General features: G+C 63.1%; 12 protein-coding genes. 7 read left to right on the forward strand and 5 right to left on the reverse strand.

From position 1 onward, the window contains the following. Positions 1–289: 289 nt before the first annotated feature. Both NLY44_RS24655 and NLY44_RS24660 read left to right on the forward strand, forming a co-directional pair. A complete protein-coding gene (locus NLY44_RS24655; protein WP_023703656.1) occupies positions 290–1,342 on the forward strand; it encodes a CobW family GTP-binding protein in 1,053 nt (350 codons plus the stop codon). 249 nt (positions 1,343–1,591) lie between these two features. Next, positions 1,592–2,566 carry a WD40 repeat domain-containing protein gene (locus NLY44_RS24660; protein WP_023711331.1) on the forward strand — a complete coding sequence of 325 codons (975 nt, stop codon included), beginning with the start codon at positions 1,592–1,594 and terminating at the stop codon, positions 2,564–2,566. Between the two features lies 1 nt (position 2,567). Here the strand turns inward: NLY44_RS24660 and NLY44_RS24665 are convergent, their stop codons facing one another. Next, positions 2,568–3,020 (reverse strand): hypothetical protein, encoded by a 453-nt coding sequence (locus NLY44_RS24665; protein ID WP_023806218.1) that lies wholly within the window; start codon positions 3,018–3,020, stop codon positions 2,568–2,570. A gap of 155 nt (positions 3,021–3,175) precedes the next feature. On the opposite strand from NLY44_RS24665, the gene NLY44_RS24670 reads away from it, so the two are divergent. The 4 genes from NLY44_RS24670 to NLY44_RS24685 all read left to right on the forward strand — a co-directional run bounded on the left by NLY44_RS24670 (position 3,176) and on the right by NLY44_RS24685 (position 8,803). Beyond that, entirely contained in the window at positions 3,176–4,558 is a 1,383-nt protein-coding gene (locus NLY44_RS24670; protein WP_023806217.1) for an aspartate aminotransferase family protein, read from the forward strand. Between the two features lie 35 nt (positions 4,559–4,593). Then, positions 4,594–5,979 carry a glutamine synthetase family protein gene (locus NLY44_RS24675; RefSeq protein WP_023806216.1) on the forward strand — a complete coding sequence of 462 codons (1,386 nt, stop codon included), beginning with the start codon at positions 4,594–4,596 and terminating at the stop codon, positions 5,977–5,979. Positions 5,980–6,098: 119 nt separating this feature from the next. Further along, entirely contained in the window at positions 6,099–7,334 is a 1,236-nt protein-coding gene (locus NLY44_RS24680) for a putative DNA modification/repair radical SAM protein (protein ID WP_023700413.1), read from the forward strand. 2 nt (positions 7,335–7,336) lie between these two features. Then, the gene (locus tag NLY44_RS24685; RefSeq protein WP_023700412.1) at positions 7,337–8,803 is read left to right on the forward strand and encodes a UdgX family uracil-DNA binding protein; all 1,467 of its coding nucleotides are present in this window, start codon (positions 7,337–7,339) and stop codon (positions 8,801–8,803) included. A gap of 266 nt (positions 8,804–9,069) precedes the next feature. Here the strand turns inward: NLY44_RS24685 and NLY44_RS24690 are convergent, their stop codons facing one another. The 4 genes from NLY44_RS24690 to NLY44_RS24705 form a co-directional block, all read right to left on the reverse strand. Further along, complete coding sequence (locus NLY44_RS24690) at positions 9,070–10,350, reverse strand: glycerate kinase type-2 family protein (RefSeq protein ID WP_023671369.1); 1,281 nt, start codon at positions 10,348–10,350, stop codon at positions 9,070–9,072. 168 nt (positions 10,351–10,518) lie between these two features. Further along, complete coding sequence (locus NLY44_RS24695) at positions 10,519–11,025, reverse strand: heme-degrading domain-containing protein (RefSeq protein ID WP_023671370.1); 507 nt, start codon at positions 11,023–11,025, stop codon at positions 10,519–10,521. A gap of 312 nt (positions 11,026–11,337) precedes the next feature. Further along, entirely contained in the window at positions 11,338–12,654 is a 1,317-nt protein-coding gene (guaD, locus tag NLY44_RS24700) for a guanine deaminase (protein ID WP_023694726.1), read from the reverse strand. A 2-nt stretch (positions 12,655–12,656) separates the two neighbouring features. Continuing rightward, positions 12,657–13,874, reverse strand: a complete 1,218-nt coding sequence (locus tag NLY44_RS24705; RefSeq protein ID WP_023806215.1) for a urate hydroxylase PuuD — start codon at positions 13,872–13,874, stop codon at positions 12,657–12,659. Between the two features lie 134 nt (positions 13,875–14,008). Between NLY44_RS24705 and NLY44_RS24710 the strand changes: the two genes are divergently transcribed. Further along, positions 14,009–14,929 carry a LysR family transcriptional regulator gene (locus NLY44_RS24710; protein ID WP_023711323.1) on the forward strand — a complete coding sequence of 307 codons (921 nt, stop codon included), beginning with the start codon at positions 14,009–14,011 and terminating at the stop codon, positions 14,927–14,929. The last annotated feature ends 11 nt before the right edge of the window (positions 14,930–14,940 follow it).

Consider the following 14,940-nt stretch of genomic DNA (forward strand, 5'->3'; position numbering starts at 1 on the left):
GCCAGATGTTTATTTCAGTTAGATGACAAACGAGTTTCCGCCAAGGCGATTGCAACGGTTTGACGCGCCGCGGCTCAGCACAGGTCAACGAAGAGGCGTTTCCGGCGACACGTTGATGGTCGGCATCCCTCGCACTCGGCCTCTCGGGTCTACCCATCCGCTTCGTCAATCCTGGGTCAAACACCCAGGCGGTTTGCCTCGTGCAAAAGGCCGGCACACATCCTATATCAGGCCAACAATCCCTTCTTGCGGCCCGCAATTCCGTGGCCCAGCCATTTCGAGGCAAGATATGAGCGAAGCACAGACGCAAATCCCCGTGACCGTTCTCACCGGCTATCTCGGCGCCGGCAAGACGACGCTGCTCAACCGCATCCTGTCGGAAAACCATGGCAAGCGTTATGCCGTCATCGTCAATGAATTCGGCGAGATCGGCATCGACAATGATTTGATCGTGGAATCCGACGAGGAAATCTACGAAATGAACAATGGCTGCGTCTGCTGCACGGTGCGCGGCGACCTGATCCGCGTCGTCGAAGGCCTGATGCGCCGTCCCGGCCGCTTCGACGCCATCGTCGTCGAGACCACCGGCCTCGCCGATCCTGTGCCGGTGGCGCAGACCTTCTTCATGGACGACGACGTGCGCTCCAAGACCAAACTCGACGCTGTCGTGGCTCTGGTCGACGCCAAGCACCTGCCGCTCAGGTTGAAGGATTCCAAGGAAGCCGAGGACCAGATCGCCTTCGCCGATGTCGTCGTGCTCAACAAGACCGACCTGGTGACGCCCGAAGAACTGGCCAAGGTCGAGGCCACCATCCGCGCCATCAACCCGGCGGCCAGGATCCACCGCACCACGCGCGCCGGCGTGGCGCTGTCCGAAGTGCTCGACCGCGGCGCCTTCGACCTGTCGCGCGCATTGGAAAACGACCCGCATTTCCTTGAGGCGCACGATCATGATCACGACCACCATGATCACGACCACGATCACCACGACCATGATCACGACCATCATCATCACGGTCACGCGCATCCCTCCGACATCCATGACGTGACCGTGCAGTCGGTGTCGCTGCGCGGCGGCGAGATGGACCCGAAGAAATTCTTCCCGTGGATCGAGAAGATCACTCAGATGGAAGGTCCCAACATCCTGCGGCTGAAAGGCATCATCGCGCTCAAGGGCGACGACGAGCGCTATGTCATCCAAGGCGTGCACATGATCATCGAAGGCGACCACCAGCGCGCTTGGAAAGACGGCGAAAAGCATGAGAGCCGGCTGGTGTTCATCGGCCGCGAGCTTGACGCCGAACGGCTGAAGAAGAGCTTTGACGCCTGCCAGGCGGCTTGATTTCCGGACTCTATGGCGCTAGCGCTGCCCGCTCTTCCTTCTCCCCTTGTGGGAGAAGGTGGCCTCGCGAAGCGAGGTCGGATGAGGGGTGCTCCAGCTCGGCACCGACGGCGATCCGTTCAACACCCCTCATCCGTCTCGGCGCTGCGCGCCGATCCACCTTCTCCCACAAGGGGAGAAGGTTGACGCCAGGCCTGGCCGCCTCAGTGGCTTCCCGGGAGTGGTGACAGCTTCATTGGAATGGTCCTGATGCCCACAGTTGCTCCCCTCGACCTGGAAGGTCACTGCCTTGCCGCCGTCTTCCTCGACAACGTGCCGCATTTTGCGCTCGCCGATGGGACAGTTCATAGGCTCGACAACGGCCACAAGACAATTCAGGCCAATGACGGCCTGCTCTCCACGTTCCATGACGCCGCCAACGACCGCCTGATCACCGGCGGCGAGGACGGCAAGATTTTTGCCGTTGCCGCCGGCGGCAATGTCAGCGAACTCGCCAGCGCCGGCAAGAAGTGGATCACCAGCGTCGCCGCCGGGCCGCAAGGCGCTATCGCCTATGCCACAGGCAAGACTGCGTTCGTGCGCTTTGCCGACGGCAAGACCAAAGAGTTTGCCCATCCACGTTCGGTCGAGGGGCTGGCCTTCTCCCCCAAGGGCATGCGCTTCGGCGTCGCCCGCTACAATGGCGCGACGCTGCATTTCCCGGCCGCCGAGGGCAGACCGGTGGAGCTGGAATGGGCCGGCGCCCATACCGGCGTCACCTTCTCGCCGGATGGCGCCTTCCTCGTCACCACCATGCAGGAAAACGCGCTGCATGGTTGGAAGCTCGCCGACGGCAAGCACATGCGCATGACCGGCTATCCCGGCAAGGTCAAAAGCCTGTCGTGGAGCGTGAAGGGCAAGTGGCTGGCGAGTTCCGGCGCGCCGGCGGCGATCGTCTGGCCGTTTTCGGGCAAGGACGGCCCGATGGGCAAGGCGCCGCTGGAGCTCGGCACGCGCGGCAACGCCATGGTGACATCGGTTGCCTGCCATCCGAGCCAGGATGTCGTCGCCGTCGGCTATGATGACGGCATGGTCATGGCGGTGCGCTTTACCGATGCCAAAGAGGTGCTGTTGCGCCGCCCGGGCATGGGCGCCATCACCGCGATGATGTGGGACAAGGAAGAGCGCCGGGTCGCCTTCGGCAGTGCCGCCGGCGACTGCGGCGTCATCGATATCTCGGCGTGACCTATTCGGCTCCGCACGACACCTTGCCGGTCAATTCTTTCGGCTTGCCGTCCTGTTCCGTGTCGGCGGCGTTGTCGTAGACGGCAAGCGTGTACCGGCCGTCATAGACGCCCTCGTCACTGGTCTTGGTCAGGATCGTCAGTTCGACAGAGTTGAATTTATCTCCGAGCTGATGCTCGTGGTAGACGTTCAGCCGCAACTCCTTGTCGTCCAGCCAGTACTGGGTGAGGTCGGAATCCTCGAAGATGGTCTTGCGCAGACTGTCGCCTTCCGGCCGGCCAAGTATCTCGAGATCGCCGCGAAAATTGAAGGTCGGGCCGCCCATACCTCTGGTGACCCCGGCGCCGACCTCGAATTGCACCGCTTTGTCATCGACGGAACACCAGACGCCGCCCGATGCGGAAGCCGCAGCGGCCGACAAGAGTAGCGCAATAGCGCAGATGATCGTCCGCATTTTTCTCCCCAAACCACAGACCCGATCGCATTGGCGCCCGACTGCGCCGGAAGGTCAAGTCTGCCGAACTTGCTGCTGACCCAATGCAGCGCACCAACACGGCCAATTGCGGTTGCCGTCGCCAATTGGGTAGTGTGCCGGCCGAGAGGGATTTCATGTACAGCACGAACAGTTCAAAGGCGTCCATTGGCGGTATCAGCCGTGACCGCATCGCTGCATTGCGGACAAGCGAGGCGAACACCTTCCGCAAGGCGCGGCCGAAATCGCAGGCCAAGGTCGGTAACGGCCTGCCAGGCTTCTTCGGCGGTGTGCCGATGCACTGGATGAACGACTGGCCGACGCCATTCCCGATCCTGGTCGAAAGCGCCAAGGGCGCCGCCATCACGGATATCGACGGCAACAGGCTGGACGATTTCTGCCTCGGCGACACCGGTTCGATGTTCGGCCATTCGCCGCCGCCGGTGGCGCGCGCCATCCGCCGCCAGGCCGGGCGCGGCCTGACCTATATGCTGCCTTCGGAAGATGCGCTGGCCATCGGGCCGCTGCTCATACAGCGTTTCGGTCTGCCGTTCTGGCAGATCGCCACCACCGCCACCGACGCCAACCGCTTCGCGCTGCGCGTCGCCCGCGCCGTCACCGGCCGCGAAAAGATACTGGTCTTCAACGGCTGCTATCACGGCTCGGTCGACGAGACGATGGTCCGGATGGTCGACGGCAAGCCCGTGAATCGGCCGGGGCTGGCGGGTGAGTTTCGCGACCTGACCAAGACGGCGAAGGTCATTGAATTCAACGATGTCGCCGCGCTGCAAGCAGCGCTCAAGGACAAGGATGTCGCCTGCGTCATTGCTGAGCCGGTGCTGACCAATTCCTGCATGGTGCTGCCCGATCCGGGTTTTCACGACGCCTTGCGCAAACTGACGCGCGCGGCCGGAACGCTGCTTCTGATAGACGAGACGCACACGATTTCGACTGGACCCGGCGGCTACACCAGGAAATTCGGACTACAGCCCGACCTGTTCGTGCTGGGCAAGCCGATCGCCGGCGGCGTGCCGGCAAGCGTGTGGGGCATGAGCGACGAGGTCGCCTCGCGCTATGCCGACTACAATCGAACCAAGGAGCCGGGCTATTCCGGCATGGGCACGACGCTGTCGGCGAACCCGCTGCAGTTCGCAGCCATGCGCGCAACGCTCGAAGAGGTGATGACGCAGGAGAATTATGCCCGGATGGATCGCCTCGCCCTGCGGCTCGATGCCGGGCTGACCGGCGTCATCGATCGCTACAATCTGCCCTGGCATGTCGCCCGCGTCGGCGCCCGCGTCGAGTTCATCTGCGCCCCTGGCCCGCTCAGGAACGGCGCCGAAGCCGAGACTGCCCATGCGCCGGAGCTTGAGGCGGCTATCCATGTCGCGCTGGTCAACCAGGGCGTGCTGATCGCGCCCTTTCACAACATGATGCTGATCTCACCGGCCACCACCGGCGCCCAGGTCAACCGGCTGATCACCGCCTTCGCCACGGTTGCGGCAAGGCTGACGGCATGAGACAAGCTGCCAAGCCAAACTCGAGTACACTAATCATGACTTCACCTTCGGGCTCGACGCCCGTCGAGGCGCAAGCCTTTCTCGACGCCCATCCCGAAATCGAAGCCTTCGATATCGTCTTGACCGACGCCAACGGCGTCGGCCGCGGCAAGATCGTGCGCCGGCATGAGCTGAAAAGCATCTTCGAGGGCGGCCGCCACATGCCGATCTCGATCCTCGGCCTCGACATCACCGGCGAGGATGTGCACGAAACCGGGCTGATCTGGACGACTGGAGACGGCGATCTCAGGGCATGGCCGATCCCCGGCACGCTGGTGCCGCTTTACGGCACGAACCCGCCGCGCGGCCAGTTGCTGATGGCGATGTACCATCTCGAGGGACAGCCTATGTCGTCGGACCCACGGCTGGCGCTGGCCAGGCAGGTCGACATATTGGCGGCCAAGGGCCTCTATCCCGCCGGCGCCTTCGAACTCGAATTTTTCCTGCTTGCCAATGAGCGTGACGCCGACGGCAAGGCAAAGCCAGCGGACGCCGTGCTCGACGGCCGCCGCTCGGCCAAGACGGAAGTCTATTCCGTCGACCATCTGCACGGCATGGAGCCGCTGTTTTCCGACATCTATGCCGCGGCTAAGGCGCAAGGCATTCCGGCCGAAACGGTGATTTCCGAATACGCGCCCGGCCAGTACGAGCTGACGCTGAACTATCGCAAGGATGTCATGCGGGCGGCCGACGACCTCGTCATGTTGAAGCGGCTGGTGCGGGCGCAGGCGCGCCGCCATGGTGTCACCGCCTGCTTCATGGCCAAGCCGATCGAAAAATACGCCGGCTCCGGCATGCATTTCCATGTTTCGTTGCAGGACAAGAACGGCCGTAACGTTTTTGCCGAGGCTGGCGGCGAAAGCTGGTCGCTGCCGCTGCTGCAGGGGCTCGGCGGGCTGATCCAGACCATGGCCGAATCGATGCTGGTGTTTGCGCCGCACGCCAATTCCTGGCGGCGCTTCGTCTCGCAGTCCTATGCGCCGGTGGCGCCGACCTGGGGCGTCAACAACCGTTCGGTGGCGCTGCGCATCCCGGCGGGCGACGCCAAGAACCGGCGCATCGAGCACCGGCCGTCGGGTGTCGACGCCAATCCCTACCTGATCGCGGCAACGGTGCTGGCCGGCATCATCAAGGGTCTGGATGAAGGCCTCGACCCCGGCCCCGAAACCACTGGGAATGGCTATGAAGCCGCCATCACGCGCACGACCATGCCGGTCGACTGGCGCGCTGCGATCGAGGCGGCGCGGGCATCGAGCTTCCTGAAAGAGGCGCTTGGCGAGGATCTGCATCGCACCTTCGTGGCGATCAAGCAGTCGGAGTATCTGCGCGTCGCCCGCACCGTCAGCGAGCTGGATTACCACCTCTACCTCCATGAGGTCTGAGAGACCGCCTGGAACTCGGGCAGTCGTCCTGCTAGCCCGACGATCAGGCGGCGATTACTTTTTCGCCGCCTGCATCAAATGAGGTGGCGCTGCAGCCTTCAAGAACATATCATGAACGGATGAGCGCACCTACCGTCCGTGAAAAGCTGGCAATCCTGTCTGACGCCGCCAAATACGATGCTTCCTGCGCCTCGTCCGGCTGGGCGAAGAAGGATTCGCTCCAATCCGGCGGTATCGGCTCCACAGAAGGCATGGGCATCTGCCATTCCTACGCGCCGGATGGCCGCTGCATTTCGCTCCTGAAAATCCTGCTCACCAATTTCTGCATTTACGATTGCAGCTACTGCATCAACCGCTCGTCATCGAATGTGCGCCGCGCCCGCTTTAGCATCGACGAGGTGGTGAAGCTGACCATGGATTTCTACCGGCGCAACTACATCGAGGGCCTCTTCCTGTCCTCCGGCGTCATCCGTTCGCCCGACGAGACCATGGCCGAGATGGTGGAGGTGGCGCGGCGGCTGCGGCTGGACGAAAAATTCTCCGGCTATATTCATCTGAAGACCATTCCGGAAAGCTCGGCCGAACTGGTCGAGCAGGCCGGGCTCTACGCCGACCGGCTGTCTATCAACGTCGAACTGCCGACCGATGAGGGCGTCAAGAAACTGGCGCCGGAGAAGAAGCCGGAAACGATCCGCCTTTCCATGGCGAACCTGCGCCGGAAGATGGAGGAAAAAGCCGAGCCGACGCTGAGGACCAAGAAGCGCGAACGCTTTGCGCCCGGAGGTCAGTCGACGCAGATGATCGTCGGCGCCGACAAGACATCCGACGACGGCATCTTGCACACCAGTGCGCGGCTCTATGGCAGCTACCATCTGCGGCGCGTCTATTACTCCGCCTTCAGCCCGATCCCGGATTCGTCATCGTCGCTGCCGCTGCAGAAACCGCCGCTGATGCGCGAGCACCGGCTCTATCAGGCCGACTGGCTGATGCGCTTCTACGGCTTTTCGCAGCCGGAAATCCTCGCCGGCAGCAGCGACGGCATGCTCGATCTCGCCATTGACCCCAAGCTCGCCTGGGCTTTGCGCAATCGGGCGAGGTTTCCCGTCGACATCAACCGCGCCGATCGGGAAGCGCTGCTGCGGGTTCCGGGTCTGGGCACCAAGGTGGTGGCGAAGATCCTTGAAACCCGCCGCCACCGACACATGCGGCTGGAAGATGTCGGACGGATCTGCCATTCGATCGCCAAGCTGAGGCCCTTCATCATCGCCGAAGGCTGGTCGCCGGGTGGACTAACGGACAAGACCGGCTTGCGCGACACGATCGTAAAGTCCTGCGAACAACTGTCTCTGTTTTGACCATGCAGCCGGCCCAGCTCGACCTTGCCCGATACACTGTCCGGCTAGCGAGCCAGACCGATTTCGCCGGTTGGCGCGATGCGGCACGGCGTCTGGCGCTGAATGAGGTCCGACCTGAGGATATTAGTTGGGGTGTCGGGTCCGACGCCAATGATACTCAAGATGCCTTGCCGGCGGTGCCAGAGGGCGCGCAGCTTACCGTCCCGCGCGAGTTCATCGCCCATGCCGAAACGGCCTTCTGCCACTCCGACCCCGGCCGGTTTGCCTTTCTCTACTGGATGCTTTGGCGCCTGCGCACCGAGCCGAAACTGCTGGCGATCGCATCCGATCCCGACACCAGGCGGCTCGAAGCCATGGAAAAGGCGGTGCGGCGCGACAGCCATAAGATGCATGCCTTCGTACGCTTCCGGAAGATCGGCGACGGCGAGAACGAGCGCTACGTCGCCTGGTTCGAGCCGGAGCATTTCATTGTCGAGCGCAACGCGGATTTCTTCGTCCGGCGGTTCACCGGCATGCGCTGGACCATCCTGACGCCCTATGCCTCCGCCGACTGGAACGGCGAAAGGCTGGCGATCGGGCCGGGTGCGGCCAAGGGCGATGCACCCGATCAGGACGACACCGAGGCGTTGTGGCTGACCTATTTCGAAAACATCTTCAACCCGGCGCGGCTCAAGGTGAAGGCGATGCAGAAGGAGATGCCGAAGAAATATTGGCGGAACCTTCCCGAGGCCTCGCTCATTCCAGATCTGATCGCAGGAGCGGACGAGGCCGCCAGGGATATGATTGCCAGACTGCCGACAACGCCGGCGCCGCACCACGCCAAGCTGCAGGCGAAACATTGGCCGAAGCGCGAGCCGGCCGAGGCGCCGGACGATGACGCCAACACCATTTCCGAGCTACGCGAAGCCGCGAAAGGCTGCCGCCGCTGCCCGTTGTGGCGCGACGCGACACAGACCGTGTTCGGCGAGGGGCCGGATGATGCCAAAGTGGTCTTCGTCGGCGAACAACCGGGCGATCAGGAAGATCTCGCCGGCAAACCTTTTGTCGGGCCAGCGGGCAAAGTGTTCGATGCAATTCTCGATGACGCAGGCGTCGACCGGCAAAAAGTCTACGTCACCAACGCCGTCAAGCATTTCAAGTTCGAGCCGCGCGGCAAGCGCCGCATCCATTCGAAGCCAAATGCCGGCGAAGTCCAGGCCTGCCGCTGGTGGATCGGCCGGGAGCTTGAGCTGATCAAGCCGGACCTCGCCGTGGCGCTTGGGGCAACGGCGGCGTTGTCGCTGCTGGGCAAGGCCATTGCCGTGACGAAAATGCGCGGCCAGTTGATCGAACGCGAGGATGGCTTGCGCGTGTTCATCACCATCCACCCCTCCTTTATCCTGCGCATTCACGAGCCGACGGACAAGGAGGCTGAGCGCGAGCGGTTCCTAAAGGATATGAAAGAGGTGAAGCGGCTGATGGGGTCGTGAGATGAGCGAAAGCCTCAGCGACATCGTCATCCGCGGGCGGAGCAAGGAGTGAAGCGACGCAGCGCAGACCCGAGGATCCATGCCGCGACGTTTGCACGCTGCTACGGTGCAGAATTATGCCGTTGCGCTCGACGGCTAACATCACGGAATGGATCCCAGGGGTCTTCGCGACGGAGCTTCGCTCCTGCTTCGCCCAGGGATGACGGAGCTGGGTGGCTTCACGGTCGTGAATCCAACGTTGGAAAACTTCGGCCGCCACGGCCAGATTAACTGATTAGGATTGCCCTCAGATCGTTCACATTCGTACCCGTCGGCCCCGGCACGAACAGATCGCCGATCGCGTTGAACGCCGTCCAGGCATTGTTGCCGGCCAGCATCGCCTTGGCGTCGATGCCGGCGGCACGCATGCGCGAGACAGTCGAGCCATCGGCAAAGGCGCCGGCATTGTCTTCCGAGCCATCGATGCCGTCGGTATCGGCGGCCAGTGCATGAATACCTTCCGCGCCGCTGATGCCGATGGCAAAGGCGAGCAGGAATTCGGAGTTGCGGCCGCCCTTGCCCCTTTTTCCGTCAACAGGGGCCCGCAAGGTCACGGTCGTCTCGCCGCCGGACAGGATCAGCACCGGCTTTTTGAACGGCCGGTTGCGCGTCGCCACTTCGCGCGCAATGGCTGCATGCACGCCACCGACCTCGCGCGCCTCGCCCTCGATGGAATCGGAGAGGATGACGGCTTCGATGCCCTGCCGTTTTGCCTCAGCGGCTGCCGCTTCCAGCGACACGCCAGCCGAGGCGATCAGGTGCACTTCATTGCGTGAAAAGCGCTGGTCATCCAGATCTGGCGCATCGGCCTCTGGCGAGTTGATGTGCGCCATGACGGCGTCGGGCAGTTTCATGCCGTAGGCCGCTATCGAGGCCAGCGCATCGGCGCGGTTGCCGGAGTCGGGCACGGTCGGGCCGGAGGCCACCAGCGCCGGGTTGTCGCCGGGAATGTCAGAGACAACCAGTGATACCAGTTTGGCCGGCCAGGCGGCAGCTGCCAGCCGGCCGCCCTTGATGGTCGAGAGATGCTTGCGGATTGTGTTCATCGCCGCGATCGGCGCGCCGGAGGCAAGCAGCGCCTCGTTGACGGCGATTTCGTCGGCGAGCGTCAGGCCGGCGGCAGGCGACGGCAGCAGCGCCGATCCTCCGCCCGATATCAGCGCCACTACCAGGTCGTCCGCAGTCAGCCCTTGCACCTTTTCGAGCAGGCGCCGCGACGCCTCAAGACCGGCAGCGTCCGGCACCGGATGTGCCGCCTCGATGATTTCGATGCGCTCGCATCTGGCGCCATAGCCGTAGCGGGTGACGACCAGCCCTTCGATCGGGCCATCCCACACCTTCTCGAATGCCGCCGCCATCTGCGCCGAGCCCTTGCCGGCGCCGATGACGATGGTGCGGCCCTTGGGCCTGGCCGGCAGATGATCCCTGATGGTCCGTTCAGGATCGGCAGCGGCAACAGCGGCATTGAAGATCGAGATGAGAAAGGATTTGGGATCGAGCACGGTTATCCTTGGCCGTAACTGGCGGTTTTCAAAATGAGCAAACGTTGGCGCTGCCCCTCACCCTCACCCCGTGAAAGACGGGGAGAGGGGATCGCCAGCGCTCGAGCTTGTCCTTTCTCCCCGTCACTATACGGGGAGAAGGTGCCGGCAGGCGGATGAGGGGCAGCGCCAACGTCACGATTTACCTTCCGGCGGCAGCGCCAATTGTGTCCGATCGACGCCGAGATGATCGCACAGTGCATCGACGACGACGCCATGATCCTGGCGTTCCGGCAGGCCGGAGACGGCGATGACGCCGATGACGCCGGCACCCTTTACAGTCACCGGAAACCCGCCGCCGGCCAGTACGTAATCAGCAATATCCAGCCCCTCGCCGACCTTGAAGGTGCGGTCCGGTCGCTGCTGTTCCAGCACCAGACGATAGGTGCTCCTGAGGTAGCGCTTGACCACATTGATCTTGCGTCGTGCCCAGTCGGGGTTGGAGGCGTTTGAACCGGGCATCGCGGCATAAAACAGCGGCCGATCCCACAGCCTGATATCGATGATGATGGGCAGCTTTTCGGCCAGCGCCCGCTCGCGGATCGCCGCGCCGACCTTGAACGCGACGGCCTCGTCGAAGGCCGGGAAGACCAGCGTCTCTTCCTGTTTCTGGATCAGAGCGATGTCGTCTGCGGCGGCCATTTTTGTTCTCCGAAATCGTCACAAATCGTGTGTACGACAAGCTCCGCCCGGTCAAGGTCTCGTCGCGGTGGTGGTCTTGCCCCGCCAGGATCGCCCCCCCACTCCGTCGAGCTTCTCTCGACACCTCTCCCCCGATCGACGGGGTAGAGGAAGGGCGCAAAGCTGTCCGAACCGGCGCCCGTCCTCCGAAGCAAAGGCTCCCTTCCTCTCCCTCCGGAGGGGGATAGGTGGCGCTGCGAAGCGGCGACGGAGTGGGGGAACCTCTTGGCAACCAGGCGCAATCATCATCTTGTCCCGCGCGGATGATGAGTCCTAACCCGCGATCATATCACTCTTGGCCGGCCGCCCCGCGACATAGACCTCGCGCACGGCACGGTCGTCGCCCAGCGTCTGCAGCAGGAACAGCTCCTCCGCCAGCGTCTCCACAGTCGCCATCCTCAGCCGCATCGCCGGCGTGGCGCGGGCGTCGAGCACGGTGATGTCGGCATCGGTGCCTTCATCCAGCGTGCCGACCTTGTCCGCCATAGACAGCGCCTCGGCATTGCCACGTGTTAATTGCCAGAAGGACTGGAACGGGTTCAGCTTTTCGCCAGTCAGCGCGATCACCTTGTAGCCCTCGTCCATGGTGCGCAGCATCGAATAGTTGGTGCCGCCGCCGACATCGCTGGCCGCGGCGATGCGCAGCGGCTTGTCGCGGCGCCGAAAGCGCTGGTAATCGAACAGGCCGGAGCCGAGGAACAGGTTCGAGGTCGGGCAGAACACCGCCACCGAGCCGCTGTCCGACAGCGCATCGGCCTCGCGTTCCAAGAGATGGATGCAGTGGCCGAACAGGCTCTTTGGCCCCAGCAGGCCATACTGCTCGTAGACATCGGTGTAGTCGCGCGCCTGCGGATAGAGTTTTTGCGTGAAGGCGATTTCGGCGTGGTTTTCCGACAGATGCGTCTGCATATGCAGATCGGGATGCTCGCGGCAGAGCGCGCCCGACATCTCCAACTGTTCGGGCGAAGAGGTGATGGCGAAGCGCGGCGTGATCGCATAAAGCTGGCGGCCCTTGCCGTGCCATTCCGCAATCAGTGCCTTCGTATCGTCATAGCCGGATTGCGGCGTGTCGAGCACGCCTGCCGGCGCGTTTCGATCCATCATCACCTTGCCGGCAATGTTGAGCATGCCGCGCGCATGCGATTCGGCAAAGAACGCTTCGGCAGACGCCTTGTGCACCGAGCAGTAGGCGGCGACCGTCGTCGTGCCGTGGCGCACCATCTCGTCCAGGAACAGCCGGGCGATGCGGCGGCCATGCTGGGCGTTGGCGAATTTGGTCTCTTCGGGAAAGGTGTAGGTGTTCAGCCAGTCGAGCAGTTCGGCGCCGTAGGAGGCAATGACCTGCATCTGCGGGAAATGCGCATGCGCATCGATGAAGCCGGGCAGCAGCAGATGCGGCCGATGATCGATCCTTTTCGCACCGTCGCCCGCTTGCTTTTCGACTTCCGTGTAGCTGCCTGCGGCAACGATCCGGCCGTCGCGGATCAGCAGGCCGCCATCCTCCTCATAGCGCCAGGCGGCATGGTCGTCGATGGCTTCGGGCCAGCGCAAGAAGCTTAGCGTGCGGCCGCGCAGAAGTGTGGAGGTCATCCCTATTTCCCTGCGCCTTCGAACCAGGCGACCAGCAGCGCCCGTTCCTTGTCGCTGATCTGGGTGACGTTGGCGGGCGGCATGGCGTGGCTGCGCCCGGCCTGCAAATAGATTTCACGCGCATGCTCGGCAATGCCGGCGTCGGTGTCGAGCATCACGCCCTTCGGCGCATGGTAGATGCCTTCATAGACCGGCTCGGCCGTATGGCACATCGAGCAGCGGCCAAGCACGGTGTCGCGCACCGCCGGGAAATGCGACGAGGCGATATAGACTTCGGCCGCGGCGGATGCCTTGGGCTCGCCGGTCAGTATTTTCGGCGCTGTCGACAGCCACATGATGATGACGAATAGCACCGCAGCCGCCATCCAGGTCCAGTGGGGGTTGCCGGCACGCTTATGCACGGTGTTGAAATAGTGCCGGATCAAGACGCCGATGATGAACACCAGCGAGGCGATGACCCAGTTGAACTCCGTCGCAAACGCCAGCGGATAGTGGTTCGACAGCATCAGGAACAGCACGGGCAGCGTCAGGTAGTTGTTGTGCAGCGAGCGCTGCTTGGCGATCTTGCCGTATTTCGGGTCGGGCTTTCGGCCGGCAATCAGGTCGGCGACGACGATCTTCTGGTTTGGAATAATCACCATGAAGACATTGGCCGACATGATAGTGGCGGTGATGGCGCCGAGATGCAGGAAAGCGGCGCGGCCGGTGAACAGATGCGTCAGACCCCAGGCGATGAACACCAGAACGCCATAGAGCACCAGCATCAGTCCGGTGTCACTTTTGCCGAGCGGCGACCGGCAGAGCAGATCGTAGACAACCCAGCCGACGCCGATCGTCGCCATCGACAGCAGGATGCCCACGGGAACCGACATGGACAGAACATTGGGGTCGATCAGGAACAGGTCGGCGCTGGCATAGTAGACCACGCACAGCATGGCGAAGCCGGACAGCCAGGTGGCGTAGGATTCCCACTTGAACCAGGTCAGGTGTTCCGGCATTTCGGCCGGCGCCACCAGATATTTCTGGACGTGGTAGAAGCCGCCGCCATGCACCTGCCATTCCTCGCCGAATGCGCCGACCGGCATGCCGGGGCGCTGGCGCAGGCCAAGGTCGAGCGCGACGAAATAGAAGGACGAGCCGATCCAGGCGATGCCGGTGACGACGTGCAGCCAGCGCACGGCGAAACTCAGCCAGTCCCAGAAAATCGCGAAATCCATCATGTGAAATCGTCCCTGCCGATCGGCTGACTTTACGGTGTGGGGCGCAAACGAAAAGAGGCGAGGTGTACGATGACTTTCAAAAAAAATGGAAAATACTAGGCTGACCACGTACGCCGCCACATAAAGAGCCACGAATGGCCTATCTCGACAACATCGCCGTCTTCGTCCGCGTCGTCGAGCTTGGTAATCTCTCGGCGGCGGGCCGCGACATGCGCATTTCGCCGGCGGTCGCCTCCAACCGCATCAAGGAGCTGGAAAAACACCTCGGCGTGCGGCTGTTCAACCGCACCACACGGCAATTGATGCCGACGGAGCATGGCACGGTGTTCTACTCCGGCGCCAAGCAGGTGCTGGAGGCGATCACCGAGGCGGAAGCCGCGGTCTCGGCTCTTTCCGGCCAGCCGCGCGGCACCATCAAGGTGACCGCCCCGCTCGGCCTTGGACGGCGGCTGGTTGCGTCGGGCATTCCGGATTTCCACGACAAATACCCCGATATCGAGGTGCGGCTGAGGCTCTCCGACCACAATATCGACATCATGAAGGAAGGCATCGACGTCGCCTTCAAGCTCGGCATCATTGAGGATTCCAGCCTGCGGATGCGCGGCATCATGGAATGTGAACGCGTGCTGGTGGCGGCACCGAAATATCTTGAAGCGCGCGGCGAGCCGGTGGCGCCACAGGAGCTGATCGGCAAGAAGCACGACTGCCTGATGCTGCGCTATTCCGGGGCGCGCGAATATGTCTGGACGCTGCAGACGCCGTCCGGCCCGCAGAAATTCGAGGTGCACGGCCCCTACGACACCGACGATGGCGATGTGCTGACCGGCTGGGCGCTGTCGGGCCGCGGCATCATCAACAAGCCGCGCTTCGAGGTGGAACCCTTCATCCGCGACCGGCGGCTGCAGGTCATCCTGGCCAGCACGCCGCCAACGCCGGTGCAGTTCGCCGCCGTCTATCCGCACAAGAAGCTGCAAGACCCCAAGGTGCGGCTGCTGCTCGACTTCATGGCCGAGCGTTGCCAGCGGCTGATCAAGGATTTGCTGGCCGGCAGGTGAGAGGCTGTTGG

It is taken from the genome of Mesorhizobium sp. C089B, assembly GCF_030323125.1.
Classification (GTDB): domain Bacteria; phylum Pseudomonadota; class Alphaproteobacteria; order Rhizobiales; family Rhizobiaceae; genus Mesorhizobium.

Bases quoted from the DNA above. Each gene is read 5' to 3' on its own strand.
- NLY44_RS24655 (WP_023703656.1), top strand. From the start codon at position 290: ATGAGCGAAGCACAGACGCAAATCCCCGTGACCGTTCTCACCGGCTAT.
- NLY44_RS24660 (WP_023711331.1), top strand. From the start codon at position 1,592: ATGCCCACAGTTGCTCCCCTCGACCTGGAAGGTCACTGCCTTGCCGCC.
- NLY44_RS24665 (WP_023806218.1), bottom strand. From the start codon at position 3,020: ATGCGGACGATCATCTGCGCTATTGCGCTACTCTTGTCGGCCGCTGCG.
- NLY44_RS24670 (WP_023806217.1), top strand. From the start codon at position 3,176: ATGTACAGCACGAACAGTTCAAAGGCGTCCATTGGCGGTATCAGCCGT.
- NLY44_RS24675 (WP_023806216.1), top strand. From the start codon at position 4,594: ATGACTTCACCTTCGGGCTCGACGCCCGTCGAGGCGCAAGCCTTTCTC.
- NLY44_RS24680 (WP_023700413.1), top strand. From the start codon at position 6,099: ATGAGCGCACCTACCGTCCGTGAAAAGCTGGCAATCCTGTCTGACGCC.
- NLY44_RS24685 (WP_023700412.1), top strand. From the start codon at position 7,337: ATGCAGCCGGCCCAGCTCGACCTTGCCCGATACACTGTCCGGCTAGCG.
- NLY44_RS24695 (WP_023671370.1), bottom strand. From the start codon at position 11,025: ATGGCCGCCGCAGACGACATCGCTCTGATCCAGAAACAGGAAGAGACG.
- guaD (WP_023694726.1), bottom strand. From the start codon at position 12,654: ATGACCTCCACACTTCTGCGCGGCCGCACGCTAAGCTTCTTGCGCTGG.
- NLY44_RS24705 (WP_023806215.1), bottom strand. From the start codon at position 13,874: ATGATGGATTTCGCGATTTTCTGGGACTGGCTGAGTTTCGCCGTGCGC.
- NLY44_RS24710 (WP_023711323.1), top strand. From the start codon at position 14,009: ATGGCCTATCTCGACAACATCGCCGTCTTCGTCCGCGTCGTCGAGCTT.